This window comes from Nocardia brasiliensis (genome assembly GCF_011801125.1).
GTDB classification, from domain to species: Bacteria; Actinomycetota; Actinomycetes; order Mycobacteriales; family Mycobacteriaceae; genus Nocardia; species Nocardia brasiliensis_C.
In genome coordinates this window covers 5,025,748-5,052,175 of record NZ_CP046171.1, presented here as the reverse complement: position 1 = coordinate 5,052,175, position 26,428 = coordinate 5,025,748, and the positions used below count along the sequence as shown (strand labels likewise).

Sequence of the window (26,428 nt, the reverse complement as noted above, 5' to 3'; positions counted from 1 at the left end):
ACTCGGGACGTTCGGCAGGGAGCTGGATGCTGCGGCTGCGCGGGCTGGCGGTGGCCGCCGTGCTCGTGGTCGTCGCCGCGCTCACCACCCGGTACGCGCAGGGCGAGTACGCCGATCGCTTCGCGCTCACCATCGACGCGGCCACCCTCGGCGAGGGACTGGCGCCCGGCGCCGAGGTGAAGTTCCGCGGCCTCGCCATCGGGACCGTGCGCACGGTCGACACCGTGGGCTACGGCCACCAGCGCATCGAGCTGGAATTGGACCGCGGGCAGGCGGCGGCGCTCACCGACGCCGTCTCGGCCCGGTTCACCTCGTCGAACATCTTCGGTTCCAGCGCCATCGAATTGGTGAACACCGGCAAGGGCGCCAGGCTGCCCGAGAACACCACGCTGTTCATCGGCGCCAACGCGACGAACGCGACGGTGTCGAGCGTGTTCCGGCGCGCCGCGCGGCTGACCCAGGTGCTCGATTCCGACACCGTGCACGCGCTGTTCGATCTGCTGCTCGACAACACCGCGTCGCTGGGCCCCGCGGTGCGGTCCTTCTTCGCCACCGCCCGCGTGCTCGCCACGAATCAGCGTGCGCCGGTGGGGCATTACCTCGATATCGGGGCGGCGGTGACCGACGGGGTCGCGCAGACGACACCGCCCGCGGTCGACGTGATCCTCGGCGTGCTGGACAACAGCGAGTACTTCGGCCACGAGGAGAACCGGGAGCGCACCAAACACGCACTGGCCATGCTGGATACGGCGCTGCTGCTGCCGGTCGCGGACCTGCTGCGCCGCGACAACCCGGACCTGGCCCAGATCATCGGCGCGGTGCTGGACCTGGTGGTGCCGATCAGCGCGTCGATCGGCACCGTCGCACCCGCCTACAATCGCCTGCCCGCACTGCTGGACCGGATCGACAGCGCGTTCCCCGTGGTGGACGGAAAGGTCCAGCTGCAGCTGGAGGTCATCGTGAAAAATATGCCCTACCTGGCGGATTCGATCATCGGGGTGCCGCGATGAACAGTGTCACCGGCGCGGGGATCAGGCTCGGGGTCTTCATGGTGATCGTCGCGGCCTGCGCCGCGTTCATCGTGGCGGCGCTCAATACGCCGGTGCCCGAGGACAAAGTCGCGTATCACGCGGTCTTCACCGATGTCTCGGGGTTGTACGCGGGCGACGTGGTGCGGATGTCCGGGGTGGCGGTCGGCAAGGTCGAGGCCGTCGAACTGGCGGGTACCCAGGCGCGCGTCCGGTTCACCGTCGACCGGCAGCGCCCGCTCTACGACACCACCGAAGCCGCTGTGCGGTACCAGGATCTGATCGGGCAGCGTTACGTCGAACTGCTGACCCCGAAGGCCGGTGGCGCGCCGCTCGCGCCGGAGGGCACCATCCCGGTGGCGCGCACCATCCCGAGCTTCGATGTGTCCAAGCTGTTCAACGGCTTCAAACCGCTGTTCGAGACGCTGGACACCGCGCAGCTCAACCAGTTCGGCATGAACCTGCTGCGGGTGCTGCAGGGCGACGGCAGCGGCATCGCCCCTGCCATGGCCGACCTGGACCGATTGACCAAGCACGCCAAGAGCAGTGAGGCGGTGGTGGTGCTGCTGATCCACAACCTCGGCGAGATCTCCGGCTCGATCGGCGGCAAGTCGGCGGCGGTCGGCGACCTGGTGAAGCAGCTCAACGGGGTGCTGAACCAGTTCGGCAGCCGGACCTCGATGATCCTTACCGCGATCGAGCAGGCCAATCGCACTCTGGTGCCGTTGATTCCGCTGCTGGAGGAGCTGCGCGGCGCCTACGACGACAGCTACCTGCCGCTGGACGGGCTGTTGCGCCGGATGCTGCCGCAGACCGATCAGCTGGTCGAGATCCTCTCGCTCGTGCCGTCTCTGCTCACCGGGCTGAACCAGCGGGTCCCGTCGGGCACCGAGGCCAAGACGTACTCGTGCGCGAACGGGGAGCTCGGCGTCCCCGGTATCGGCATCGTTGTGCTCGGCAACCAGAAGTTGGTGGTGTGCAAATGACCGGCGGCATCGGACAACTCCGCGCGATCCCGGCCCGGCTGCTTGCCGAGCTGAAGGCGCAGCGCGCCGAGAAGTCGCAGTCCTGGACTCAATTGCGCTGGGGGGTCGCCGGTGTGCTGGTGACGGTGCTCGCGCTGCTGGCCGCCGGGGTGCTCTACGTGGTGCCCTTCGGCGAGCACTCCTACACCGCGGACTTCCGCAACTCGGGCGGGGCGCGCACGGGTGACGAGGTGCGGATCGCGGGAATCAAGGTGGGCAAGGTCCGTTCGGTGGCGCTGGTGGGCGATCACGTCGAGGTGCGGTTCGGGGTCGATCGGGCGGTGCACGTCGGCGACGGCTCGGCGGTCGCGGTGAAGATGCTGACCCCGATCGGCGGGCACTATCTCTCGCTCGAGCCGAAGGGCGAACAGTCCTTGGGCGGCAAGCACATTCCGCCGGAGCGCACCACCACCCCGTTCGAACTGACCGACATCATCGACGTCGCCACCCCCGTGCTGAGCAAGGTCGACGCGAACACGTTGCGCGGCACCATCGCCGAGGTGAACGCGGCGCTGGCCGGTCAGCCCGACGCGGTGCGCTCGATCGTCGGCAATTTCAACGATCTGTCGGGGGTGTTGGCGCAGCGCTCGGACCAATTGAACTCGGCGCTACGGGTTTCCGACGAATTCGTCGGCGCGATCGCCACCGACCGGGCGGTGCTCGCCCAGTTCGTGCGCGAGCTCGGCACCGTCGCGGTGGTGCTCGGGCAGCGCCGCGGCGAGGTCGTCCAGGTCTTCGATCTGCTGCGCCGGCTGTTCCTGATCATCCACCGCCCGGTGCTGGCCTACGGCGACTCGATCGAGCCCGCGGTCACCGAATTCGAGCAGCTGTTCAACAAACTCGTGCAGGATCCGGGGCGCATCGACACGGTGATCACGGGCATCAAGGACTTCATCGCGAAGATCTCGGCGATGCTCGGCGCCGACGGGATCACGGTCGACCAATCGGCCAGTGTGGTGCGCGGTCCGGCGCTGTGCGTGCCGTTCGAGGGGAGGACGTGCTGATGAGACGCTGGGCGCGCACGGCGATCGTCGCGGTGGTCGCGGTCGTCACGATCGCGGTCGTGGTGGGGGTGAGCGGGGCGACCTGGGTGGACCGGGTACGGCCGGCGAAACAGGCGATGTGTGCCGAATTCGCCGACACGGTAGGGCTTTACGAGGGCAACAGCGTCACCCTGCTCGGCGTGGAGATCGGCACCGTCTCCGGCATCGAGGCACAGGGTGACCGCATGCGGGTGACGATGACGATCGACGGATCGATCGAGCTGCCCGCCGATGTGACGGCGGCGACCCTGTCCAGTTCGATCGTCACCGACCGGCATGTCGAGCTGTCCAAGACCTACACCGGCGGCCCGAAATTCGATACCGCGCACTGTCTTCCGCTGGACCGCACGCGCACCCCGGTGGGTATCAGCGAGGCGCTCGACGCGCTGGCTCGCTTGTCCGGCGATCTGGTCGGCATGCAGGCAACGCCGACGCCGGGCGCACCGTCGGACCGGCTGCTCGATCAGACGCTCACCGGCGCGGTCGACGCGCTCGACGGCACCGCGCCGCAGTGGAATGCCCTGTTGCAGCGGCTGTCCCAGGTGATCGGCGACCCGGCCGACCGGGACGCGGTGCTGCGCAGGCTGGTCGACAACCTGGATCAGCTCACCACCATGTTCATCACGAACTGGCCCGACATGCAGGCGCTGCTGGACAATCTGAAGAACGGTATCGCGCTGGTCGACGGCTTCTCCACGGAGCTGTCCCGCGCCGTCGATCTCGCACTGGAGTTCCTGCCGGTGATCGCGCGCAACGTCGGCAAGTACGACCAGCAGTCCTTCGAGTTCCTCGACCGGATCGTGCCGGAGGTGCATCGGTACGCGGTGCTGGCGGGCAGCATCGTGGATCTGCTGATGCAATTGCCGCCGGTGGTGTCCGGGCTGGCCACCGTCCTCGACCCGGCCACGGGCGCGCCGCGGGTGAACTACGTACCACCGCACTACGAGTCGGCCGACGGCAGGCAGGTCGGGCTGCTCCAGGTCATCCTCGGATCGGTGGGTGCGCCGTGAAACGCCTGCTGCTCGCCGCGCTCGTACTGCTGCTCACCGGCTGCGGCGTCCGTGCGACCGACGTGCCGATCCCCGGCACCTATCTGGCGGGGGACACCTTCGCCATCCGGATCGAGTTCGGGTCCGTGCTCAACCTGCCCGACCGGGCCAAGGTCATCTCCGAAGGGGTCGAGGTCGGCATGCTCGACCGGATCGAGCTGATCGGTGCTACCGCCGTCGCCACCGTCGACCTGAAATCCGATGTGCGACTGCCCAAGTCGGCGACCGCGGAACTGCGGCAGAGCACCATCCTCGGCGATATCCACATCGCGCTGACGGCGCCGCCGAACGCGGGGCCACCGTTCCTGGTGGACGGTGACGTGATCACGCGCGATCGGACCGTGCCCGCCGCCAACGTGGAGGACATCCTGCGCGCGATGTCGAACATCGTCACCGGCGGGCGGTTCGGCGAGATGCAGGACCTGATCGTCAGCGTCAACGCCGCCTTCCCGACCGATCAGGCCGACCTGCAGCGCATCCTGACGGGTGGGCGCAACGCGCTGCACGACCTGGCCACGCATTCGGACGAACTCGATCGGATTCTGGCAGGCGCGGCGAGCGTCACCACGACGCTGGAGGCGAACAAGGACAACGTCGACCGGACCCTGACGCTGGGCCCCGGGCGCGCGGCGGGCCTGGCCGACGTGCTGTTCGGCCTGGTCCAGCTGATCATCGACGGTGGCACGCTGGCCACCTATGTCGGCGATCTCGCGTTGCCGCTGCGCGGGGACCTGCACGACATCATCGCCATCCTGGCGCCGGCCGCGGGGACCATCGGCAGCGCGGACACCACCGTCGCGATGAACGTCGACACGATGAACCGGCTGTTGCGCGAGAAGCTGATTCCGTTCTTCAGCGCCGCGCCCAATATCCGGGTGCAGCGGGTGAGCGCCGACGCGGTCGCCGCCGACGCCGCCGCCCGCTCGGATCAGATGATCCAGGTCCTGCGATCGATCGGCATGGTGCGATGAAACTCTCCGGTCCCGTCTCGCTGGTGCTGCTGCTGGTGATGACCGTGCTGTGCGCGGCCTACATGGCGGTCGGCGTGCTCGACATCGACCCGCGGCGCAGCACGAATACCGTGACCGTGCTGATGGATTCGTCCGGCGGCTTGATGCCGACCTCACAGGTCGACCTGCGCGGGATGCGCATCGGCAAGGTGCGCGCGATCACGGCCACCGGCACCGGGCTCGCGGTCCGGATCGAGCTGGACGCTAAATATCAGGTGCCGCTCGGCAGCGAGGTGCACGTCAGCAACCTGTCCGCGGCGGGCGAGCAGTTCATGGACTTCCGTCCCACCACAACGGCGGGTCCCTACCTCACCGACGGCAGTGTCGTGCCGACGAGCCAGGTGCGCGTCGCGACGACGGTCAGCGAGGCGCTCGCCAAGCTGGATGTGCTGAATTCCCAGATCGATCCGGCGAAGGTCGAGCGGCTGGCCGCGATCGTCTCGCAGGGGTACGCGGGGCGCGAGAAGGAGATCGCGCTGCTCACCCGGACACTGACGATGACCGCGCAGCTGCTGCACGACAAGCGCGACGCGATCACCCGGCTGTACGTGCACGGCCAGCAGCTCGCCGAGAACTTCGATGGCTATGGTCCGGTGATCGGCGGCTGGGCAGGGGAGCTGGCCGACATGCTGCCCGAGGTGGTCCACCTGATCGAATCCTTCCAGGGCTATTCCTATGCGGGCGAGCATGTCTGGGATGAGCCGCTGGGGCCGCTGGTGCGGAAGATCGACGGGTATCTGTCGACGCTCGGCCCGGATCTCGCGCACATCGCCACCGCGCTGCGCCCGGCCACCAGCGTGCTCAAACCGATTCGGGTCGACGCCGGTTCGATCGTCGACCTGTTGTCCGCCGCCTTCCCCGAGCACGGGGCCGCCCGTATCACGCTGGATATGCCGAAGTAGAGAGTTGAGGACGTCATGAGCACCATCGAGATCGAGACCGCGACCGAGTCCCGCGTCGAGGAGCCGAAGGCGCAGCCGCGCAAGGGGATCGGCTACCTGCTCGGCGGTCTCACCGTGCTGCTGACCGCGTTGAGCATCGCCCTCGGGCTGTCCTGGCAGTCCAGTTCGGACGAGCTCGCCGCGCTGCGCCAGCGCGACGCCGATCGGGCCAAGGCCGCCGAGGTGGCCGGGGACTACACGCTGCGCTCGCTCACCTACGACCACAAGAATCTGCCCGCGTTCTTCGACAGCGTGCAGCGCGGCACGTCGGACGCGCTGCGCAAGCGCTACGACGAGGTGCACGACACGTTGGCCAAGATCATGACCGAGGCGCAGGTGGTCGCCTCCGGTCAGGTGCTGGGCACCTCGGTGGACGCGCAAGGCAACAACCAGTATTCGGTGACCGTGTTCGCGACCCAGCAGACGCAGAACATCCAGCAGCCGAATCCGGTGACGGTGCCGAACATCCTGACCGTGACCGTGGCCGAGAACGGCGGCGACTGGCAGGTCATCGACTACGGCCCGAAGGGAGAAGCGCTGGGGCGTTGATAAACTCACGGGTCCTGGTTGGTGTCGAGAAGGAGTGCTGTGCCGGACCAGTCCAGCGCGCCACGCCGCGGCCGGCCACCACAACCGGGCCTGGCGCAACGGCGCAGGCAGCAGATCATCGAGTCGGCCTACGCCGTGTTCGTCGCCCGCGGCTATGAGGCGACCACCATCGCCGATGTCGCCGCGCACGCGGGCATCGGACAGGGAACGGTGTATCGCTATTTCGCGAGCAAGCGCGAAATATTGGACCACGTAGTCGATTTCGGCATCACGAAATTCGTGGACATGGTGCAGCCGCGGGCCGTGCTGAAGCGCCCGACCTCGGCCGAGGAGCTGATCGCCGAGCTCCGTTCCGCGATCGGCCGGTGGTACGAGATGCTGGACGAGGAGCCGGATTTCGTGCGCTTGCTGCTCGTCGAGGCCGGCGCCATCGACAAGGAGCTCAGCGAGCGGCTGCTCGGCTTGGAACTGCTCGTCAGCACGTTCGTCGCACACGAGCTGCGACTCGGCATGGCCGCGGGCTGGATTCGTGCCGACCTCGACGTGGACGTGACCGCGCACATCGTGCTGACCCTCGGCGTGCCGGGCGTACTGCAGGAGATGCGCGGGGAGAACGCCGCGGCCGAACGCGAGCGCACCACCAACGGCGTGCTCACCCTGCTCGGGAAAGCGTTGCGGCCACGCGGTCCCGTCGCGGGCGGGCCAGCGCGATGAACGCCGCGGACCGCAGCGCGAAGCGCCGTGCCGAGCTGGTGCTCGCCGCGCACGAACTGTTCGTGGACAAGGGGTATCGCTCGGTCGTCGTCGCCGATATCGCGGCCAGGGCGGGTGCGGGCCACGGTACGTTCTACAACTATTTCGACAACAAGCGCGACATCCTCGACGCGGTCATCGACCACTACTTCGCCCTGATCCGCGAGCGCGTCTTCGGCCGGGCGATCCTCGGCAGGCGGCCGAGGACCCTCGACGAGTTCTGCGAAGTCACCGCCACCATCGTGGACCACTGCTACGAATTGGTCGCCGACGAGCCGGGTTTGGTGAATTTCATCCTGCTGGAGGCGGCTACGATCGATGATCGGGTGGCCGAGCGCGCGCTGCGGAACCTGCGAGTGTACGGCGACGAGGCCACTGGTCGGATCCGCAGGGGCATGGAACTCGGCTACATCGACCCGACCCTCGATCCGCGCCTGACCGGCGAGATCCTGCTCTCGACGCTATTGACCGCCCTGCTCGCCGCGATCCGCGACGGTACCGACGGACTCGACCGGGCGCGGGTCAGGGCCCAGCTGGTCGCCTTCACCCACGCCAGTCTGGCGCCCTGACGAACCGAATCGCGCGGTGGCATCGAGGATCGCCCGCAGCATCCGCGCGCTGCCGGTGTGCCCGGAGTCGTCGATGACGTGCAGCTCGGCCTCCGGCCACGCCTGCGCCAATTGCCACGCGGTGTACAGCGGCGAACTCAGATCCAGCCGTCCGTGGATCAGCACGCCGGGGATCCCCGCGAGCGCGGGCGCGTCCCGGAGCAGTTGCCCGTCGGGGAGCCAGGCGTCGTTGGCGAAGTAGTGCGTGCAGATCCGCACGAAGGCGAACAGGTCGGCCTCCGGCTTGGCGCTGTAATAGCCTGGGCTGCCCTGTGTTTCGTGGGCGATGACCGCGTCCTCCCAGGCGCACCAGGCGCGGGCGGCCCGCGCGCGCACCGCGGGGTCGGGGTCGTTGGTCAGGCGGTGGTAGGCGGCGACGAGATTTCCGTCGCGCTCGGCGGCGGGCAGCGCGTCCCGGAACGCGGCCCAGGGGCCGGGCAGGAAGCGGCCGACACCGCGATAGAGCCAGTCCGTCTCCTCCGGTCTGGTCATCGTGACACCGATCAGGATGATCTCGGTGACCCGCGTGGGATAGCGCTCGGCGTAGGCGAGGATCAGGGTGGAACCCCAGGAGCCGCCGTACAGCAGCCACTGCTCGATGCCCAGGTGCTCGCGCAGCCGCTCCATGTCGGCGATCAGGTGCTCGGTGGTGTTGACCGACAGATCGACGGCGGGATCGGCGGCGTGCGGCAGGCTCTGTCCGCAGCCGCGCTGATCGAACAGCACGATGCGATAGTCGCCGGGATCGAAGCTGCGGCGCGCGCCACGCTTACCGCCCCCGCCCGGGCCGCCGTGCACCACCAGCGCGGGCTTGCCGGATGGATTGCCGCTGGTCTCCCAGTAGATCCGATTTCCGTCGCCCACGTCCAGGTGGCCGTGCGCGTACGGTTCGATCGCCGGGAACCGCTGTGGCGCGGGCGGTTCCGGCATCGTGGTCCCCATTACGGTGACCTTACCGACCTCAGGCGGAGTGTGCGGGGGTGACCGTGGCCGGGAGCGGCTCCCTGGTGTGCAAGGCGGCCCACAGCGCGGCGGTGGCGGCGACACAGGCCGCGGCGCCGCCGACGTGGCAGACGACCAGCACGGCGGGCACATCGGTGAAGTACTGGACGATCCCGATCAGGGCCTGGGTGCACACGATCGCGAGGACGACGAACAGGCGCTTGCGCACCGCCGGGGTGATGCCGACGGCGAAGAGGCCGAAGGCCAAGCCGATCAGCAGCGCGAGATAGCCGACGAGTAGTTGGGAGTGCAGGTGCACCAGCGTGACGATCTCCACCTGCAGCCGCTCGACCTGCCGCTCGATGCTCTTGTCGCCCGCGTGCGGACCGGCGCCGGTGACCAGCGTGCCCGCGACCAGCACCCCGCTCATCGCGACCGCGCTGAGTCCGGTGAGCCAGCGCAGCGGCGCCGGGGCCTGCACGGTGGTGACGCCGTCGTCGGGTTCGCAGATCTTCGCGTACAGCACCACCGAGAGCCAGACCATGAGCATGGACGCGAGCAGGTGGATCGCGACGGTCCACCAGAGCAGTCCCGTGCGCACCGTGATGCCGCCGATGATGCCTTGCAGCAGGGTGCCGCCGGGCATCAGCCAGGCATAGACCAGCACGTCCTGGCGGCGGCGGGCGCGGGTGACCGCGAGCACGATCAGCGCGGCGCACAGCGACACCACGAAGGTGAGCAGCCGGTTGCCGAACTCCACGGTCTGGTGCAGCACCGGCACTTCCGAGACGCCGACCGGGGTGAAGCTGCCGGGGAAGCACTGCGGCCAGGTCGGGCAGCCGAGACCGGACGCGGTGACCCGCACGACCGCCCCGGTGACCGAGATGCCCGCCTGGGTGAGGATGACCGCGATCGCGAGGATCCGCTGCGTGCGCAGCGAGGGCAGCGGCAGCTTGTCGACGAGTCGCAGAAACGCGCGATACAGCACGTCACGATGGTAGAGCACGGTCAACTACACGCTGTCGTTGGTACCGGTTCGCGCCGCTGCCGACGGGTGCCGCTCGAACGGTCGGCGCAGGTACGGCGGTTACTGGAAGCGGAACCAGCGGGCCGCGAGCCCGCCGGACACCAGGCCCCACACCGCGAGCACCGCGATGCCGAACCAGTCGATGCGGTTGCGCATCGCGTCCTCCAGGGCGACCGCGAGCGCCCCCGAAGGAACCAGGCGGGCAAGGACATTCACCGCGCTCGGCAGATCGTCGGTGGCGAACACCACGCTGGCGATGCCGAGCATGACGAACCAGAAGATGTTCGCCAGCGCCAGCACGATCTCCGCCTTGAGCGTGCCGCCGAGCAGCAGGCCCATCGCCGCGAAGGTCGCGGTGCCGAGCGCGATCACGAACGCGCCGAGCACGAGGCCGGTCGGGTCAGGGCGCCAGCCCAGCGCGAAACCGATCACGCCGAGCAGAATCGCTTGCAGCACAACGACGATGAGCACCGCGGCGCACTTGCCCGCGATGATGCCCCAGCGCGGTAACGCGGTGGCGCCCAGCCGTTTCAACGCGCCGTAGCGGCGATCGAAGCCGACCGCGATGGCCTGGCCGGTGAACGCGGTGGACATGACCGCGACCATCATCACCGCGGGCACGATCTTGTCCACCCGGTCGTCGCCGAGGTCGCCGAACGGCAGCAGGCTCAGCCCGACCAGCAGGGTGATCGGGATGAACATGGTCAGCAGCAGCTGTTCGCCGTTGCGCAGCAACAGGATCAGCTCGAGCCGGGTCTGCGCGGTCATCATCGCCAAGCGCGAATTCGGGCGCGGGTCGGGCGCGAAGGTGCCCGACGCGAAGCGGTTGGCGGTCCGATCTGGCTGGGTCATCCGCGCAGCTCCCGTCCGGTCAGTTCCAGGAAGACGTCTTCGAGCCTGCGCTGATCGATCCTGATGTCGGTGGCGAGCACGTTGACCCTGGCGCACCACGCGGTCACCGTGGCGAGCACCTGCGGATTGATCTCGCCCTCCACCAGATACGTGCCGGGCGTGGTCTCGCGCGGCGCGAACCCTTCCGGCAGTGCCGATTTCAGCAGTTCGAGGTCGAGTTTCGGTGGGGCGCTGAACCGTAGCTGCCCGGCCGCGCCGTGCGCGGTCACCTCGGCCGGGGTGCCGGAGGCGACGATCTGCCCGTGGTCGATGATCACCAGCTGGTCGGCGAGCTGCTCGGCCTCGTCCATCAGGTGGGTGGTGAGCACCACCGTCACGCCGTCGCGGCGCAGCGCATCGATCAACTCCCACACGATGAGTCGCGCCTGTGCGTCCAGGCCCGCGGTCGGCTCGTCCAGGAACACGATCTCCGGCTTGCCGACCAGCGCGCACGCCAGCGCCAACCGCTGCTGCTGGCCGCCGGAGAGCCTGCGATAGGGCGTCGCGCGATTGTCCTGCAGGCCGAGCGTGCGCAGCAGCCAGTCCGGGTCGAGCGGATCGGCCGAATACGCGGCGACCAGATCGAGCATCTCGCCCGCCTTCGCGCCCGGATACGCGCCGCCGCCCTGCAACATCACGCCGATGCGCGGGCGCAGCCGATCCGAATCCGCGACCGGATCCAACCCCAGCACCCGCACCGTGCCCGCGTCCGGTGCGACGAATCCCTCGCACATCTCCACGGTGGTGGTCTTGCCCGCGCCGTTGGGGCCGAGCAGCGCAAGCACTTGCGCGCGTTCGACATCGAAGCTGAGACCGTCGACCGCGGTGGTCTCGCCGTATCGCTTGAGGACACCCTCGACCCGAACGGCGGGTGCGCTGCGCTGAGTCACGATGTCACACCGTAAGACGTGGTCGGCTGTGACGAAGCCGACACCCCCGTCTGACCGCGCCAAGGCAGGGCGTGGCGGGTGAGAACCAGGAACAGCACGGCGACGATGGTCGTGGCGATGGCGGCGCCGACGATCTGGAACACCTCGAACTCGGCGCCGCGCGGCATCAGGATGAGGCTGACGATCGCCGAGAACGTCACGGCCGGAACACGGAACACCGGCTGGGTGGCCCAGGCGGCCAGCGGCACGATCGCCCACAGCAGATACCAGGGCTGCACCACCGGGAACAGCAGCACGATCGCGCCGAGCGCGACGCCGAGCGCACCGACCGCGTGCAACCGTCCGATGCCGGTCGCGACCAGCATGCGCACCGCGATGAAACCGGCGACCGCCGCGGCGATCGGACGGGTGATGCTGATCATCGCGGTGGTGTGGTCGCCGAGTCCGAGCAGCACGCCGCCGAAGCCGGTGATGATGCCGAGCACCGTCGGCAGCGACATCCAACTGCGCACCGCGTTGGCCACATTGAGGGTGTGGATCCAGCCGAAGCCGAGCCCGCTCATCGAGCCGATCAACAGCGTCGTCCCGATCGCGATGGCGCCGAGCAGCGTGGCCGAGACCGCGACCGAACGCAACGAGAAGCCCCACCGCCGGGCCAGTGCCATGCCGACGAAACCGAGCGCGATGATCGAGGTGAACTTCACCGACGACGACATCGTGATGACGATCGCCCCGGCGATGAGCCAGGTATAGGCCCGGCCATCGAAGGGATGGATGTCCTCGATGGCGCGCAGGCAGAACTCCATGCCCGCCAGCATCAGTCCGAGCATCAGCGCGTCGTTGTGCACGCCGCCGACCAGATGGAACAGCACCAGCGGATTGGCCGCGCCCAGCCACAGCGCGCTCACCGGCGCGACGCCGCAGCGCTGGGACAGCCGGGGCAGCGCCCACACGATCAGCGCGACGCCGGCCAGGGCCAGCATGCGATGCACCCAGACGCCCGCGATGATGTTGTCGCCGGTGAGTTCGGCGATGCCGCGCCCGATCCAGAGGAACAGCGGGCCGTACGGCGCGGGGGTGTCGCGCCAGATGGTCGGCACGTTGTTGGTCAGCACGTTGTCGATGCCGAGCCCGGCGACCGGCCCCTCTTGATAGGGGTCGATGCCGCGCGCCGCGATCTCGCTCTGTGCCAGATAGGAATACACGTCGTTGCTGAACATCGGCGGCGCGACGCTGAGCGGGATGATCCACAGCAGCAGCGTGCGGTCCAGCTGCGAGCGGGTGAGCCGGTGGATCGGCGAACCGCCGATGCCGCCGATCGCGAAGCGGCCGAGCAGCAGCCAGGCGAGCACCACGATCACCGTGCCGGTCATGCACATGGCCAGCGATCCGGTGTGCGCGCGGGCGAAGATGCCGAGTACGCGCACGCCCGAGGTCGGGTTCTGATGCACCGGCTGCGCGCCGATGCCGAGCGCGCTGATCGCCATCAGCACCGTGCCGGTGGCGCCCATCAGCCGGATCCGGTCCAGCTGGACCAGTTCCTTGCGGTTGAGGCCGGGCACTTCGGACTCGTCCTGGTGCAGGACCGCGATCGAATGATCGTTGGCGGGCACGTCCAACCCGAGTGCCCGGCGCCCGAATGCCAGTGTTCTGCGCCGCGCGCCCTCCAGTACCGCCACGAGACGCAGCCTAGTTCGCGCCGCGATCCGATACCGCGTACGGGCACGTTCGTTCCGCTCGGCAGCGCTGCCGGGCGGGGGACAATCGGACATATGGTTTCGGAGTCCAGGCGACGGATCGAGGTCGCCGCGTGCGAATTGCTCGCGCGGCACGGCTATCACGGATTCGGCCTGAAGGCGTTGAGCGAGACGGCCGGATTGCCGTACGGGTCGATCTATCACCACTTTCCCGGCGGTAAGGAGGAGATCGCGGTGGCCGCGATCACCGGCACCGGCACGCTGGCGGGCCGGATGATCAGGCAGGCCCCGACCGACGTATTCGCCACCACCGCAACGCTGTTCGAGTTCATGATCAGCAAGCTGACCCGGTCGGACTGGGTGGACGGCTGCGCGATCGGCACCCCGGCGCTCGACGGCGGCAGCGACGTCGCGGCGGTCCGGGAGGCCTGCGCCGCCGCGTTCGACGCGATGGAGCAGGCGTTCGCCGGGCTGCTCGCCGAGCTGGGCCTGTCCGCGCAGGACGCGGGGGAACTGGCCACGACGGTGGTCGCCGCGTACGAGGGCGCGACCGTGCTGGCCCGGGTGCGGCGCTCACCGGACCCGCTGCGCACGGTGGCGGCGGCGATGGAACGGCTGGTTCGGGTCACCTTCACCGAAGCCGCCCAGTCCACGGCGGCGGGCGGGCCGATCGGCACCGGCACGTCGGATCGCGACGCGGAAATGGTGGACGCCGATTTCGGCGCGCCCCCGCGCATTCCGATGGACGTGTCGTCCGGCGACGCGGCGCCGCGGGATGTCGATGCCAGGGTGGTGGCCGCCGCTGCTGAGGGCGAGCCCGCCGAGCGTGGGCCCGAAGCGGAGCTCTGACGGCTATCGATCCGTTCAGCTAACGGCGGTGCCGTGACGGCCGCCTCGACCGGTACGCCGCCGAACCGTTTCGCGGTGTGCGATGTCGGCCCGAGCCGGGTCGTCCGGTCGTCTGTGACGTAACGCACTGAAGCAATTACAGCTCGGACTTATCAATCCGGCGACGGTCGTCCGCGTGTGGGCCACCCGCGCGGCGAACGGTGCGCAGACGGTCGCCGATCCAGGGTCGAAGCGGTTCTCGCAGGTCAGGGGGTGACAGATCGGGCGGATGTCGATTCCGCAGAATTTCTGGGGCGATGCGGGCGCGGTCGGCAACCGCGCGGCACGGTGGATACCGATCGGTACGGCTCGCCGGGGGCGGTCGACGCAGGTCACGGGGGTCCGGAAGTCAGGGCACCCTTATTAGATTTCGGGAACGAATTCCGCCACACTGATGTTGTGAAAACCGTGGGTTTGCGGAAAAGCGATGAAGGGGCTGGTCGTCGGGCCGGCGCCGCGTCCTCCGCTGCCGCCGCGACGGTCACCGAGGGGCATACCCGCGCGGCCATCGTCCAGCTACTGCTGGAGGAGGGGCCGATCACCGCGACCGCCATCGGCACCACGCTAGGGCTCGCCCCGGCCGGGGTGCGCAGGCACCTCGACGCGCTGATCGACTCCGGTCAGGCCAGGGCGAGCCGCTCGGCGCCGTGGCAGCAGAAGGGCCGCGGCCGCCCCGCCAAGCAGTACCAGCTCACCGCCGCCGGGCGGGGGCAACTCGGCCACGCCTACGACGACCTGGCGGGCGCCGCGATCCGCCAGCTCGGCGAGATCGGCGGCACCCAGGCCATCACCGAGTTCGCGCGCAAACGCGCCAGGACTATCGTGGCCGGGATCGCCCCGGTCGAGGAGCACACCCCGGAACGCACCGAGGCCAAGGCCGAGGAGATCGCCGAGGCGTTCACCGAGGCAGGCTTCGCCGCGTCCACCCGCAAGGTGGGCGCCGGCGTGCAGATCTGCCAGCACCACTGCCCGGTCGCGCACGTCGCGGAGGAATTCCCGCAGTTGTGCGCGGCCGAGCTCGAGGCGTTCCGCGAGCTGCTCGGCACCCACGTGCAACGGCTGGCCACGATCGCCAACGGCGACTGCGCGTGCACCACGCACGTGCCGCTGCTCGTGCTGCCGACCGGCAAAACTTCATCAGAAACCGCTGCACAGCCCGCAACGGTACGAACGAACGACTCCGGAAGGAGTGCCGAATGACGACGACCACCGACCAGGTGCAACCGCTCACTCAGGAAGAGACCATCGCGTCGCTGGGTAAATACGGTTACGGCTGGGCCGATTCGGATGTGGCCGGAGCGAGTGCGCAACGAGGCCTGTCCGAGGCGGTTGTTCGCGACATCTCGGCCAAGAAGAGCGAGCCGGACTGGATGCTCGACATCCGCCTCAAGGCGCTGCGCATCTTCGATCGCAAGCCCATGCCGAACTGGGGTTCCAACCTCGATGGCATCGACTTCGACAACATCAAGTACTTCGTGCGTTCCACCGAGAAGCAGGCCGCGACCTGGGACGACCTGCCGGAGGACATCAGGAACACCTACGACAAGCTCGGCATCCCGGAGGCGGAGAAGCAGCGGCTGGTCTCCGGTGTCGCGGCGCAGTACGAGAGCGAGGTCGTCTACCACCAGATCCGCGAGGACCTGGAGCAGCAGGGCGTCATCTTCCTCGACACCGACACCGCGCTCAAGGAGCACCCGGAGATCTTTCAGGAGTACTTCGGCTCGGTGATCCCCGCGGGCGACAACAAGTTCTCCGCGCTGAACACCGCGGTGTGGTCCGGCGGTTCGTTCATCTACGTGCCGCCCGGCGTGCACGTCGACATCCCGCTGCAGGCCTACTTCCGGATCAACACCGAGAACATGGGCCAGTTCGAGCGCACGCTGATCATCGTTGACGAGGGCGCCTACGTGCACTACGTCGAGGGCTGCACCGCGCCGATCTACAAGTCCGACTCGCTGCACTCCGCGGTGGTCGAGATCATCGTGAAGAAGGGCGGCCGCTGCCGCTACACCACCATCCAGAACTGGTCGAACAACGTCTACAACCTGGTCACCAAGCGGGCCAAGGCGGAGGCGGGCGCGGTGATGGAGTGGGTCGACGGCAACATCGGCTCCAAGGTCACCATGAAGTACCCGGCGGTCTGGATGACCGGTGAGTACGCCCGCGGCGAGGTGCTCTCGGTGGCCTTCGCCGGCGAGGGACAGCACCAGGACACCGGCGCGAAGATGTTGCACCTGGCCCCGCACACCTCGTCGAACATCATCAGCAAGTCGGTGGCGCGCGGCGGCGGCCGGGCCTCCTACCGTGGCCTCGTGCAGGTCAACAAGGGCGCGCACGGGTCAAGGTCGACGGTGAAATGCGATGCGCTGCTTGTCGATACGGTCAGTCGCTCCGACACCTACCCCTATGTCGACATCCGCGAGGACGACGTGACGATGGGCCACGAGGCCACCGTCTCGAAGGTCTCCGAGGATCAGCTGTTCTACCTGATGAGCCGCGGCATGACCGAGGACGAGGCGATGGCCATGGTGGTGCGCGGCTTCGTCGAGCCCATCGCCAAGGAACTGCCCATGGAATACGCGTTGGAACTGAACCGGCTCATCGAGCTGCAGATGGAAGGAGCCGTCGGCTGATGGCGACAGGTGTCATCGGAGCGGTCGAGGGCGAGAACCCCGCCAAGCCGATCCAGAACCCGGGCGCGACGGCCGCGATCAACAAGGGCGAGGTGTTCACCTCGTTCGATGTCGACGCCTTCGAGATCCCGTCCGGTCGTGACGAGGAGTGGCGCTTCACCCCGATGCGCCGCCTGCGTGGGCTGCATGACGGCACGGCGGTGCGCGACGGACAGGCCACGATCGAGGTCGGCGCCGTCGACGGTGTGCGGGTGGAGACCGTAGGACGCGACGACGCTCGCCTCGGTGCGGCCGGTACCCCCGCGGATCGTGTTGCCGCACAGGCGTACTCCGGATTCGAACAGGCCACCGTGGTGTCCGTCGGCGCGGAGACCGAGGTCGCCGAGCCGGTCGTGGTCACGGTCACCGGTCCCGGCGTCGGCAAGACCGCCTACGGCCACCTGCAGATCCGGCTCGGCAACTTCGCCGTCGCCACCGTGGTCATCGACCAGCGCGGCAGCGGAACCTACGCGGAGAACGTGGAATTCGTGCTCGGTGACAGCGCGAAGCTGACCGTCGTCGCGGTGCAGGACTGGGCCGACGACACGGTGCACGCGACCGCGCACCATGCCGAGCTCGGTCGCGACGCGACGCTGCGGCACACCGCGGTCACCCTCGGCGGCGACCTGGTCCGGCTGACCGGCACCGTGCGTTACGCGGGCCCCGGCGGCGACGCCGAACTGCTCGGCCTCTACTTCGCCGACGCGGGCCAGCACTTCGAACAGCGCCTGCTGGTCGATCACGCGCAGCCGAACTGCAAGTCCAACGTGCTGTACAAGGGTGCGCTGCAAGGAGATCCGGCCTCGCCCAAGGGGGACGCCCGCACGGTCTGGGTCGGCGATGTGCTGATCCGTGCGGCCGCCGAGGGCACCGACACCTTCGAGGTGAACCGCAACCTGGTGCTCACCGACGGCGCGCGCGCCGACTCGGTGCCGAACCTGGAGATCGAGACCGGCGAGATCGCCGGCGCCGGCCACGCCTCGGCGACCGGCCGCTTCGACGACGAGCAGCTGTTCTATCTGCGTGCTCGTGGCATCCCGGAAGACGCGGCGCGACGGCTCGTGGTGCGTGGCTTCTTCCAGGAGATCATCCAGAAGATCGCGGTCCCCGAGGTCCGGGAGCGGCTCGAGTCGGCCATCGAGGCCGAGCTCGCCGCGATCGGCGCCTGAACCACCTCACTCCCACAAAGGAACTCGAATTCGATGACCACCCTGGAAATCAAGGACCTGCACGTCGAGGTCGCCAACCCGGACGAGTCCGGCGCGCCCATCAAGATCCTCAACGGCGTCGACCTGACCATCAAGTCCGGTGAGACGCACGCCATCATGGGCCCCAACGGCTCCGGCAAGTCGACGCTGTCCTACGCGATCGCGGGCCACCCCAAGTACACGGTGACCTCCGGCTCGATCACCCTCGACGGCGAGGACGTGCTCGCGATGTCGGTCGACGAGCGCGCCAGGGCCGGGCTGTTCCTGGCCATGCAGTACCCGGTCGAGGTGCCCGGCGTGTCCACCTCGAACTTCTTGCGTACCGCCGCCACCGCTGTGCGCGGCGAGGCGCCCAAGCTGCGGCACTGGGTCAAGGAAGTCAAGGAGTCGATGGCCGAGCTGGAGATCGATCCGGCCTTCGCCGAGCGCAATGTGAACGAGGGCTTCTCCGGTGGCGAGAAGAAGCGGCAGGAGATCCTGCAGCTCAGCCTGCTCAAGCCGAAGATCGCGATCCTGGACGAGACCGACTCCGGCCTCGACGTGGACGCGCTGCGCATCGTCTCCGAGGGCGTGAACCGCTACAAGGAGCGTGGCTGGACCGATGGCTCCGGCGAGTCTACGGCGGGCGGCGTACTGCTGATCACGCACTACACCCGCATCCTGCGCTACATCCAGCCGGAATTCGTGCACGTCTTCGTCGGCGGCCGCATCGTCGCCGAGGGCGGCCCCGAACTGGCCGACGAACTCGACGCCAACGGCTACGTCCGCTTCACGCAGGCCACCGCAGGAGCTTGATATGACCGCCACGGTCCCCGCACTCGACGTGGCCCGCGTCCGGGCCGACTTCCCGATCTTGAGCCGCACGGTGCGGGACGGGAAGCCGCTGGTGTACCTGGACTCCGGTGCGACCTCGCAGCGTCCGACCGCCGTGCTCGACGCCGAATACGAGTTCTTGACCACGCGGAACGCGGCGGTGCACCGCGGCGCGCATCAGCTCGCCGAGGAGGCGACCGACGCCTACGAGGACGCGCGCGCCGCCATCGCCCGGTTCGTCGGCGTGGCCGCCGACGAGATCGTGTTCACCAAGAACGCGACCGAATCGCTGAACCTGGTGACGTACTCCTTCGCCGACGACCGGTTCCCGTATCACGTGGGCCCCGGTGACGAGATCGTCATCACCGAGCTCGAGCATCACGCGAATCTCGTTCCGTGGCAAGAGCTCGCGCGCCGTACCGGGGCGACGCTGAAGTGGTACGGGGCGACCGACGACGGCCGGATCGACCTCGATTCGCTCGAATTGTCGCCTGCCACCAAGGTTGTCGCGTTCACGCACCAGTCCAACGTGACCGGCGCGATCAGCGACGTCGCCGAAATCGTGCGCCGGGCAAAGCAGGTCGGCGCGCTGACGGTGCTCGACGCGTGCCAGTCCGTCCCGCACATGCCGGTCGACTTCCGAACGGTCGGCGTGGACTTCGCCGCGTTCTCCGGGCACAAGATGTTCGGCCCGTCCGGGGTCGGCGTGCTGTACGGGCGTGCCGCGCTGCTCGCGCAGACGCCGCCGTTCATCACCGGCGGCTCGATGATCGAGACGGTCACCATGGAGGCCACCACCTTCGCGGCGCCGCCGCAGCGGTTCGAGGCGGGCGTGCCGATGACCTCGCAGGTCGTCGGATTGGGCGCCGCCGTGCGGTATCTCAAGGGCCTCGGCATGGCCGCGGTCGCCGACCACGAGCACGCGCTGGTCGAGGCCGCGCTGGCCGGACTCGGCGCGATCGACGGCGTGCGGATTCTCGGTCCGACCGAGAACGTCGCGCGCGGTGGCGCGGTGTCGTTTGTGGTCGAGGGCATCCACGCGCACGACGTCGGCCAGATCCTGGACGACGAAGGCGTCGCGGTGCGCGTCGGACACTTCTGCGCGTGGCCGCTGCTGCGCCGGTTGGGCGCGCCCGCCGCGGTGCGCGCGTCCTTCGCCGCCTACAACACGCTCGACGAGGTGGACGCGCTGGTGGCCGCGGTGCGGAAGGCTCAGAGCTTCTTCGGGGTTGCATAGACCATGCGCATGGAGCAGATGTACCAGGAAGTGATCCTGGACCACTACAAGCACCCGCATCACCGCGGGCTGCGGGAACCCTACGGTGCCGAAGTGCACCACGTGAACCCGACCTGCGGTGACGAGGTGACCCTGCGCGTGCACCTCGACGACAACGGCGACGTCGCCGACGTCTCCTACGACGGACAGGGCTGCTCGATCAGCCAGGCCGCGACCTCGATCCTCACCGATCAGGTCATCGGCCTGCCGGTGCGACAGGCCCTGCGGGTCGTCGACTCATACAGCGAGATGATCTCCAGCCGTGGCACCATCGAGGGTGACGAGGAGGTCATCGGCGACGGCGTCGCGCTGGTCGGTGTGTCGAAGTACCCGGCCCGGGTGAAGTGCGCGCTGCTCGGCTGGATGGCGTTCAAGGACGCGGTGATCCGGATCGCGCCCGAGCAAACCACGTCCACGAATGGGGCCAGCAATGACTGAAACACCGGCATCGCAATCCGTCGAGCAGCTGTCCGAGGAGGACATCAAACGGCTGGAGGACCTCGAGGAGGCGATGCGTGATGTCGTCGACCCCGAGCTCGGCATCAATGTCGTCGATCTCGGCCTGGTCTACGGCCTGGCCGTGCAGGACGAGGTGGCGATTCTCGACATGACCCTGACGTCGGCGGCGTGCCCGCTGACCGACGTCATCGAGGATCAGTCGCGCAACGCCCTGGTGCGCAGCGGCCTGGTCGAGGACCTCAAGATCAACTGGGTCTGGATGCCCCCGTGGGGCCCGGACAAGATCACCGAGGACGGCCGCGAGCAGCTGCGTGCCCTCGGCTTCACCGTCTGATCTATACCCCGGTCGCGCGGGCCCCCGCAGCTGCGGGGGCCCGCGCGATTTTGTCTCTACGGGCGTTGGCATGGCCGGGGCTCGATGCGATGGCGGCCCACCTCGTTCCCAACGTGGCAGCAATCGAATGGTTAACTATTCACTCGTGAAGGAAAAGGTGATTGTTGACCGGGGTGTCGGCATGTCGACACGTAGTATTGCGGCGTGGATAGCGGGCTTCCTCGCTGTCGCGTTAGCTGTGTTTTCTGCTGTTTACCCCGTGTCTTCCAGTGCCGGAGGATTCGGTGCGGCAGGTGCCGACAGGGCGCCAGGTGGTGTGGCGCAAGTGGTGGCAGGCGGGGATGTGCAGGGCTCCGGCAAGGCGGTGGAGTTCTCGTATTGGACGCGGTGGGCTGACGGCGAGCCGGTTTTGTCCAGGGCACATCTGTGGCTACCGGAAGGCGACGCCCCCGCGGGAGGATGGCCGGTCGTTTCGTATGCGCACGGTACGTCCGGCAACGGTGATCAGTGCGTCGGTGGCACGTCCGCATCGGAGGAAGAGCCGCTCACTTCGCTGCTTCGCGGCGGCTACGCGGTCACCGCGACTTTCTATCCCGGGATCGGCACCCCCGACACACCGCGTCATCTCGACGGGGTCACGGAAGCACACGCTGTGATCGATGCCGTCCGCGCGTCTCGAACGCTCGACAGCCGACTCGGTAGCCGATGGGCCGCCATGGGGGTATCGCAGGGCGGGCACGCGGCACTAAATGCCGCGGCCATCGCCGCCGCGGATGCGCCGGAACTCGATTTCCGCGGCGCGGTTTCGTTCAGCACCCCGCCGGACCTGTCGTTGTTCGCCCAAGCCAGGCCCGGTGTTCCGGATATCCCGATGATGCACGAGCTCACTTCTCAGGTCGCCCTCGTGCTCGCCGGCATCCGTGCTGCCCGACCCGACTTGAATGTGGACGACTACCTCACCGCCGAAGGCAAACGGGTCCTCGGCATGACCAATACTCTGTGCATCAAAGGCCTCAACGAGGCCACCGCGGGCCTCGGCATCGGAGACTTGTTGAGCAGGCCGATACCCGGCAGCCCGCTGGAGGCTCCGCTCCAGCGCTACGTCGCGACGCCGACGAGCGGATACGCTCGGCCGTTGTTCATCGCCCACGGCTACAAGGACATTCTCGCGCCACTGCCCGCGCTGGCTCCACTGCTCGCACAGATGGCGGTGAACGGTGTCCGGCCGGACTTTCGAATCTACGACGCCGACCACGGCGGCGTCGTCGGTGCCGCAACGTCGGACGCCCTCGTCTTCCTCGACCGAATCGTGCGCTGAACCTCGACACGCTGATCCGTGCGCGTGAATCGCAACCTGGTTCGGCACCGACGGCGCGCGTCGTCGGTGCCGAACCAGGTATCGACACCGGGGATCTCGGCGGCGACAACTGCTCGATCCCGCCGGGTCCGCTTTCGTACACGAGCATCCGTGTCGACAGGCGAGACGTTGCGCGGCCTTGGGTGTGCGGACTCGAGGTGGCTGCACCGGTGGGCGTGGCCGCTGTCAGTATTCGCCGGCAAAGGTGTGACGGGCACGCACCACGCCGCGCCTGATGCCGCGGTGGGATGGAACCGGTTGGGCTCGAGGCGGTTTCGGGCAGGCTGGTCCGGGCGGTCGCTGCCTGTGGTCAGTTTCTCCGGGTACGTGCAGCGGTGAGGCGATCGCGCCGGAGCTGCTGCGGATCACCTGGAACGCTGCCGAGGTGGACACGGGGATCGGAAAGGGGATCGGCTGGTGCCTGCGTCCGGAGGGTAGCGGTACTCGAATGCTGTTCACGCACAACGGCTTCGACCTGTATCGGCCGATCTCGCCGCGATCGCGGACGAAGGTGGGGATGGCCCGGTATCCACCAGCGCCTCGGCGAGCTGCCGGCGGTCGAATAGGTGCGGGGCTTATGCGCCGCGCCGAGCTCGGTCGGCGGTGCGGAGGTATTCAACCGGGTCGAATCAGCTGGCTGCGCTTGTAATTACGGCGATTTCATCGCAAAAGATAAAGGCGGCCAGTGTTATTGAAATCACCGACCTGGTTATCCTCAGAGATCGAGGCTTGATCGCAGCCGGTTCGCCGCGGCGGCCCGCGACTGATCCTGGGTGTGCAGGGTGGCCGCCGTCGTGGTCAGATCCTCCGACAGCTCGGCCAGCTGCTGTTGTAGCAGCGTGCGGCGGCCGTCCAAGTAGATGGTGAACTGGGTGAACGCCGTCGACGCGGTGTCTTGCCAGCCGTCGCGGCCGTCCGCGATCTCCTGGTCGGTGGCGCGCAGCGTGGTGCCTGCGGAGTTGTACAGCGCGTCCAGTCTTTTGCCGTGGTACGCAGCGTTTCCGGATCGGCAGAAACAGAATCACCCATTTACGCCCCCTGATCCATTTTTCGCGTTAGTTCACGGTTACGATACCTATAGTCGCAAGCGGTCCTGACTTCTGTGGGGGATCCTGTGTTGCTACCCGAGATTCGCTGGTGGAACGAACTGGCGCTGGAAATGCTCGAGGCCGCGCTGTCCCGGCGGATCGATACCGTGCGGGACGTATCCGATCAGCTCGCCGCGATCGGCGCGCTGCCCGGCTGGCAGGGCGAGTCCGCGGTGGCCGCACGGCGTCGATTCACCGTCACCACCGATCGGCTGATCGATGAGGCCGCCACCCTGGGCGCGGTCCGTGAGCTGACGAAGCAGACCAGGGAGGCGGTAGTACATCTCAAGCGAACGCTGGCCACCATCGAACAGACCGCGGCCGCCAACGGACTCGAGATCTGGGACGCCGGCCACGTGACCATCGCCGACCTGCCCGGCGCGCCCGATCCCGCGCGAGTGGAGTCGTTGCGGCTGGCGCTGCAGGACGCGGTGCACGCGGTGCTGAAGCAGGCCGACGACATCGACGCCGACGCGGCCGCCGTACTGCGCAAGGCCGCCGACGGCAAGATCGCTGACCGGGGCGCGACCGATGTCGCGGCCGCCTCCGCCGCGGGCGCCGCCCAGGGCGGACTCACCGCGCCCGCACCGCCGGAAAACGGTACGCCGCAACAGAACCGGGAATACTGGGACGCGATGGACGAGCGGCAGCGCCGCGAGGTCATCGACCGGCATCCCGAATGGATCGGAAACGGCGACGGCATCCCGGCCACCGCCCGCCACGAGGCCAACGTCAACCGGATCGACGCCGAGCGCACTCGATTGACCAGGGAACGCGCCGCGCTCGCGGCACAGCTGACGGACGTGCCCGCGGGCTCCCGCTATCCCAACGCCCCCGATCCGTATGGGAGCGAGCGGGCGAAACTGGCGCGGGTCGAGGCGAAACTGCGGGACCTCGACTCGATCGAGAAGATCCTGGACGAGCACCCGCTCGACCCCGGCAATCCCGGCAAGGGCGCACGCTTGCTCCTGCTCGACATGCACTCGGGGGAGCGCGGCATGGCGGCGGTGGCGGTCGGCGACCCCGACAACGCCGAGCACGTCTCGGTGACGGTGCCCGGCGTATCGACCACCGTGCAGTCGCTCGACGGCATGACCCGCGAGGCCGAGGCGGTGCAGCGCGAGGCCGAGAAACAGTTGCGGCTGGCCGGACGGCCCGACGAGCGGGTGGCCGCGATCGCCTGGCTCGGCTACGAACCACCGCCTGAGCTCGGGTTCGCCGCGGCGAGCTCCGCGCGCGCCGAAGACGGTGCGCCCAAACTCGCGAACTTCTGCACCGGCTTGGATGTGGCGTCGAATCGGCCGGACCCGCACATCACCGCGCTCGGCCACTCCTACGGGTCCTACACGACGGCGCTCGCGCTCCAGGCACACGGCCGCACCCAGCCGGTCGACGACGCGGTCTTCTACGGTTCGCCCGGCATCAACGCCGACGACGAACCCGACCTGGGGCTGCCGCAGGGCCACGGCTACGTGATGCGCGCGCCCGACGACCCGATCACGCTGGTCGACGGCTTCGGCCGATTCGGCCCCGACCCCGTCACCACCGAACTGGAGCAACTGTCCGTCCGAGAGGCCACCACCACCGACCACGTGCGTCGCGAAGATGCCAACGGCCACAGCGAATATCCGCGGCCCAGCGGCAACGGCGAACTGCGCACCGCGGGCTACAACATGGCCGTCGTCATCGCCGGACTACCGGAACTGGCGGTGCGCTGACGTGGCAGGCAATGCGGCGGCCGGGATATTCGCGGCGATCGTCTGCGTGACGGTCCTGAGTGGATGTGGAGACACGATGTCCGACCCCCACCGCCCGGCGGCCGAGGAAGACATCGCGCACGCCGAGGCCATGATGCGCGCCCTACCGTCGGTCGAGGACACCGAACGGCAACTCGCCGCACTGCTGCAACGGATCGCCGACGCGGCGAAAACCGTTGCGCCCGAACTCGAGTGGCGCACCATCAGCGACCGCGGGCAAGGAAAACTCGGCTGCCCGTCGCCCTATCTCGAAACCGCGGGCGTCTCCATGACCACCGACTCGCTCACCTCGGCGGTGCCGATCAGCGACAGTCGCTGGCCCGACGTCCTGCGGCTCGCGCGCGACCTCGCCGCCGAAGCCGGGATCACCGCGCTGACCGTGCGCGCCGACACCCCCGGCCGGCACGACATCACCCTGCACTCGCCCGACCACGGCAACGAGATCACCCTCGGTACCGGCGCGGCCGCCGTGCTAGGCGGACTGACCGGGTGCCGGTACCGTGAACAAGATCTGCGGCCGCAGCCGGGGAACTGACCAGCAGAAGGGGAGTCATGCCGAGCGCCGGGACCATCATCCGGACCTTGACGATCATCGTTGGTGCGGCACTGGTGCTCGGCGGCTGCGACGACACCTCCGGTACGCCGAGCACCAGCGGTGCGCCGAGCACGAGCGCGACGACGTCGGTCGGGGTGCCGGTGAAGGATCAGGCGCCGTGGGATCCGTGTTCGTTGCCGGTCGATGCCCTACGAGCCACCGGACTTGATCCGGACAGCAAGAAGTCGGGTGCTGCCGGTGTGGAGTTCGATGGGTGGAAGGTCTGTCGCTGGCGAGCGCAGACACGGTGGTACAGCCTCGGCGTGCTGGCGGGCACCCCGACGTTGAAAGATGTTCAGAACAGAAGTGACTTCAACGGCTTCAAGTCGTTCCAAGTCGGGGGTCGCCCTGCGGTCCAATTCGGCCGGGCCAGCGATCCTGAGCGCCTGGGTTGCAGTGTGGCCGTTGAGGTTCCGGCAGGGTCGGTGATCTTTGACATGCTTACTCGTTACGGCGAGCCGCAACAGGCTGACCCGTGCTCGGTTGCAGCCAAGCACGCCAACGATCTAGCGAAGTACTTACCGTAGA

27 protein-coding genes are annotated in these 26,428 nt (G+C 68.4%); 21 read left to right on the top strand and 6 right to left on the bottom strand.

The annotated features are described in order from the left end of the window. Window positions 1-26: 26 nt before the first annotated feature. Genes F5X71_RS22770 through F5X71_RS22730 form a run of 9 tightly spaced genes read left to right on the top strand, consistent with a single transcriptional unit; the run spans window position 27 to window position 7,967 of the window. Window positions 27-1,010, top strand: coding sequence for an MlaD family protein (locus F5X71_RS22770; RefSeq protein ID WP_238815407.1), 984 nt, complete (start codon window positions 27-29; stop codon window positions 1,008-1,010). After that, window positions 1,007-2,014, top strand: coding sequence for an MlaD family protein (locus F5X71_RS22765; RefSeq protein WP_167463873.1), 1,008 nt, complete (start codon window positions 1,007-1,009; stop codon window positions 2,012-2,014). The genes F5X71_RS22770 and F5X71_RS22765 overlap by 4 nt, the downstream gene beginning before the upstream one ends. Then, on the top strand, window positions 2,011-3,057 hold the full coding sequence (locus F5X71_RS22760) for an MlaD family protein (RefSeq protein ID WP_167463872.1): 1,047 nt from the start codon (window positions 2,011-2,013) through the stop codon (window positions 3,055-3,057). Before F5X71_RS22765 ends, F5X71_RS22760 begins: the two co-directional genes overlap by 4 nt. After that, window positions 3,057-4,106: an MCE family protein gene (locus F5X71_RS22755; RefSeq protein WP_167463871.1), complete on the top strand. Its 1,050-nt coding sequence runs from the start codon at window positions 3,057-3,059 to the stop codon at window positions 4,104-4,106. The genes F5X71_RS22760 and F5X71_RS22755 overlap by 1 nt, the downstream gene beginning before the upstream one ends. Further along, on the top strand, window positions 4,103-5,116 hold the full coding sequence (locus tag F5X71_RS22750; RefSeq protein ID WP_167463870.1) for an MlaD family protein: 1,014 nt from the start codon (window positions 4,103-4,105) through the stop codon (window positions 5,114-5,116). Before F5X71_RS22755 ends, F5X71_RS22750 begins: the two co-directional genes overlap by 4 nt. Then, on the top strand, window positions 5,113-6,057 hold the full coding sequence (locus F5X71_RS22745; protein ID WP_167463869.1) for an MlaD family protein: 945 nt from the start codon (window positions 5,113-5,115) through the stop codon (window positions 6,055-6,057). Before F5X71_RS22750 ends, F5X71_RS22745 begins: the two co-directional genes overlap by 4 nt. Before the next feature lie 15 nt (window positions 6,058-6,072). Next, complete coding sequence (locus F5X71_RS22740; protein WP_167463868.1) at window positions 6,073-6,645, top strand: hypothetical protein; 573 nt, start codon at window positions 6,073-6,075, stop codon at window positions 6,643-6,645. Between the two features lie 39 nt (window positions 6,646-6,684). After that, the gene (locus F5X71_RS22735) at window positions 6,685-7,359 is read left to right on the top strand and encodes a TetR/AcrR family transcriptional regulator (protein WP_167463867.1); all 675 of its coding nucleotides are present in this window, start codon (window positions 6,685-6,687) and stop codon (window positions 7,357-7,359) included. Further along, complete coding sequence (locus tag F5X71_RS22730; protein WP_167463866.1) at window positions 7,356-7,967, top strand: TetR/AcrR family transcriptional regulator; 612 nt, start codon at window positions 7,356-7,358, stop codon at window positions 7,965-7,967. The genes F5X71_RS22735 and F5X71_RS22730 overlap by 4 nt, the downstream gene beginning before the upstream one ends. Here the strand turns inward: F5X71_RS22730 and pip are convergent. The 5 genes from pip to mptB form a co-directional block, all read right to left on the bottom strand. Continuing rightward, window positions 7,860-8,948 (bottom strand): prolyl aminopeptidase, encoded by a 1,089-nt coding sequence (gene pip / locus F5X71_RS22725; RefSeq protein ID WP_167463865.1) that lies wholly within the window; start codon window positions 8,946-8,948, stop codon window positions 7,860-7,862. The two genes, F5X71_RS22730 and pip, sit on opposite strands and share 108 nt — an antisense overlap. Before the next feature lie 19 nt (window positions 8,949-8,967). After that, window positions 8,968-9,936: a COX15/CtaA family protein gene (locus F5X71_RS22720; protein ID WP_167466653.1), complete on the bottom strand. Its 969-nt coding sequence runs from the start codon at window positions 9,934-9,936 to the stop codon at window positions 8,968-8,970. 99 nt (window positions 9,937-10,035) lie between these two features. Beyond that, window positions 10,036-10,827 (bottom strand): ABC transporter permease, encoded by a 792-nt coding sequence (locus tag F5X71_RS22715; protein WP_167463864.1) that lies wholly within the window; start codon window positions 10,825-10,827, stop codon window positions 10,036-10,038. Beyond that, window positions 10,824-11,756, bottom strand: coding sequence for an ABC transporter ATP-binding protein (locus F5X71_RS22710; protein WP_167463863.1), 933 nt, complete (start codon window positions 11,754-11,756; stop codon window positions 10,824-10,826). The genes F5X71_RS22715 and F5X71_RS22710 overlap by 4 nt, the downstream gene beginning before the upstream one ends. Next, window positions 11,753-13,435, bottom strand: a complete 1,683-nt coding sequence (mptB, locus tag F5X71_RS22705; RefSeq protein ID WP_167463862.1) for a polyprenol phosphomannose-dependent alpha 1,6 mannosyltransferase MptB — start codon at window positions 13,433-13,435, stop codon at window positions 11,753-11,755. The genes F5X71_RS22710 and mptB overlap by 4 nt, the downstream gene beginning before the upstream one ends. Window positions 13,436-13,528: 93 nt before the next feature. Here mptB and F5X71_RS22700 point away from each other — a divergent pair, with 93 nt between their 5' ends. The 9 genes from F5X71_RS22700 (at window position 13,529) to F5X71_RS22660 (ending at window position 22,421) form a co-directional block, all read left to right on the top strand. After that, window positions 13,529-14,302, top strand: coding sequence for a TetR/AcrR family transcriptional regulator (locus F5X71_RS22700; RefSeq protein WP_167463861.1), 774 nt, complete (start codon window positions 13,529-13,531; stop codon window positions 14,300-14,302). A gap of 438 nt (window positions 14,303-14,740) precedes the next feature. Then, a complete protein-coding gene (locus F5X71_RS22695) occupies window positions 14,741-15,541 on the top strand; it encodes a helix-turn-helix transcriptional regulator (protein WP_167463860.1) in 801 nt (266 codons plus the stop codon). Further along, window positions 15,538-16,974, top strand: a complete 1,437-nt coding sequence (gene sufB, locus F5X71_RS22690; RefSeq protein WP_167463859.1) for a Fe-S cluster assembly protein SufB — start codon at window positions 15,538-15,540, stop codon at window positions 16,972-16,974. Before F5X71_RS22695 ends, sufB begins: the two co-directional genes overlap by 4 nt. Continuing rightward, window positions 16,974-18,182 carry a Fe-S cluster assembly protein SufD gene (sufD, locus tag F5X71_RS22685; RefSeq protein ID WP_167463858.1) on the top strand — a complete coding sequence of 403 codons (1,209 nt, stop codon included), beginning with the start codon at window positions 16,974-16,976 and terminating at the stop codon, window positions 18,180-18,182. The genes sufB and sufD overlap by 1 nt, the downstream gene beginning before the upstream one ends. A gap of 33 nt (window positions 18,183-18,215) precedes the next feature. Next, the gene (gene sufC, locus F5X71_RS22680; RefSeq protein ID WP_167463857.1) at window positions 18,216-19,016 is read left to right on the top strand and encodes a Fe-S cluster assembly ATPase SufC; all 801 of its coding nucleotides are present in this window, start codon (window positions 18,216-18,218) and stop codon (window positions 19,014-19,016) included. A 1-nt stretch (window position 19,017) separates the two neighbouring features. Further along, entirely contained in the window at window positions 19,018-20,271 is a 1,254-nt protein-coding gene (locus F5X71_RS22675) for a cysteine desulfurase (protein ID WP_167463856.1), read from the top strand. A gap of 3 nt (window positions 20,272-20,274) precedes the next feature. After that, window positions 20,275-20,748: a Fe-S cluster assembly sulfur transfer protein SufU gene (sufU, locus tag F5X71_RS22670; protein ID WP_167463855.1), complete on the top strand. Its 474-nt coding sequence runs from the start codon at window positions 20,275-20,277 to the stop codon at window positions 20,746-20,748. Further along, entirely contained in the window at window positions 20,741-21,103 is a 363-nt protein-coding gene (locus F5X71_RS22665) for a metal-sulfur cluster assembly factor (RefSeq protein WP_167463854.1), read from the top strand. The genes sufU and F5X71_RS22665 overlap by 8 nt, the downstream gene beginning before the upstream one ends. A gap of 145 nt (window positions 21,104-21,248) precedes the next feature. Then, a complete protein-coding gene (locus F5X71_RS22660) occupies window positions 21,249-22,421 on the top strand; it encodes a lipase family protein (RefSeq protein ID WP_167463853.1) in 1,173 nt (390 codons plus the stop codon). 754 nt (window positions 22,422-23,175) lie between these two features. Here F5X71_RS22660 and F5X71_RS22655 read toward each other — a convergent pair. Continuing rightward, window positions 23,176-23,316: a hypothetical protein gene (locus F5X71_RS22655; protein WP_167463852.1), complete on the bottom strand. Its 141-nt coding sequence runs from the start codon at window positions 23,314-23,316 to the stop codon at window positions 23,176-23,178. Window positions 23,317-23,574: 258 nt separating this feature from the next. Here F5X71_RS22655 and F5X71_RS22650 point away from each other — a divergent pair, with 258 nt between their 5' ends. The 3 genes from F5X71_RS22650 (at window position 23,575) to F5X71_RS22640 (ending at window position 26,427) form a co-directional block, all read left to right on the top strand. Continuing rightward, the gene (locus tag F5X71_RS22650) at window positions 23,575-25,266 is read left to right on the top strand and encodes an alpha/beta hydrolase (protein WP_167466652.1); all 1,692 of its coding nucleotides are present in this window, start codon (window positions 23,575-23,577) and stop codon (window positions 25,264-25,266) included. Window positions 25,267-25,342: 76 nt separating this feature from the next. Then, window positions 25,343-25,840: an LppA family lipoprotein gene (locus F5X71_RS22645; protein WP_167463851.1), complete on the top strand. Its 498-nt coding sequence runs from the start codon at window positions 25,343-25,345 to the stop codon at window positions 25,838-25,840. Between the two features lie 47 nt (window positions 25,841-25,887). Beyond that, entirely contained in the window at window positions 25,888-26,427 is a 540-nt protein-coding gene (locus F5X71_RS22640) for a DUF3558 domain-containing protein (RefSeq protein ID WP_167463850.1), read from the top strand. Window position 26,428 lies beyond the last annotated feature (1 nt).

Coding starts and splice junctions, on each gene's coding strand:
- F5X71_RS22755 (WP_167463871.1), top strand. CDS start 3,057: ATGAGACGCTGGGCGCGCACGGCGATCGTCGCGGTGGTCGCGGTCGTC.
- pip (WP_167463865.1), bottom strand. CDS start 8,948: ATGGGGACCACGATGCCGGAACCGCCCGCGCCACAGCGGTTCCCGGCG.
- F5X71_RS22770 (WP_238815407.1), top strand. CDS start 27: ATGCTGCGGCTGCGCGGGCTGGCGGTGGCCGCCGTGCTCGTGGTCGTC.
- sufC (WP_167463857.1), top strand. CDS start 18,216: ATGACCACCCTGGAAATCAAGGACCTGCACGTCGAGGTCGCCAACCCG.
- F5X71_RS22715 (WP_167463864.1), bottom strand. CDS start 10,827: ATGACCCAGCCAGATCGGACCGCCAACCGCTTCGCGTCGGGCACCTTC.
- sufU (WP_167463855.1), top strand. CDS start 20,275: ATGCGCATGGAGCAGATGTACCAGGAAGTGATCCTGGACCACTACAAG.
- F5X71_RS22730 (WP_167463866.1), top strand. CDS start 7,356: ATGAACGCCGCGGACCGCAGCGCGAAGCGCCGTGCCGAGCTGGTGCTC.
- F5X71_RS22675 (WP_167463856.1), top strand. CDS start 19,018: ATGACCGCCACGGTCCCCGCACTCGACGTGGCCCGCGTCCGGGCCGAC.
- sufD (WP_167463858.1), top strand. CDS start 16,974: ATGGCGACAGGTGTCATCGGAGCGGTCGAGGGCGAGAACCCCGCCAAG.
- F5X71_RS22765 (WP_167463873.1), top strand. CDS start 1,007: ATGAACAGTGTCACCGGCGCGGGGATCAGGCTCGGGGTCTTCATGGTG.
- F5X71_RS22645 (WP_167463851.1), top strand. CDS start 25,343: ATGTCCGACCCCCACCGCCCGGCGGCCGAGGAAGACATCGCGCACGCC.
- sufB (WP_167463859.1), top strand. CDS start 15,538: ATGACGACGACCACCGACCAGGTGCAACCGCTCACTCAGGAAGAGACC.
- F5X71_RS22760 (WP_167463872.1), top strand. CDS start 2,011: ATGACCGGCGGCATCGGACAACTCCGCGCGATCCCGGCCCGGCTGCTT.
- F5X71_RS22665 (WP_167463854.1), top strand. CDS start 20,741: ATGACTGAAACACCGGCATCGCAATCCGTCGAGCAGCTGTCCGAGGAG.
- F5X71_RS22740 (WP_167463868.1), top strand. CDS start 6,073: ATGAGCACCATCGAGATCGAGACCGCGACCGAGTCCCGCGTCGAGGAG.
- F5X71_RS22700 (WP_167463861.1), top strand. CDS start 13,529: ATGGTTTCGGAGTCCAGGCGACGGATCGAGGTCGCCGCGTGCGAATTG.
- F5X71_RS22745 (WP_167463869.1), top strand. CDS start 5,113: ATGAAACTCTCCGGTCCCGTCTCGCTGGTGCTGCTGCTGGTGATGACC.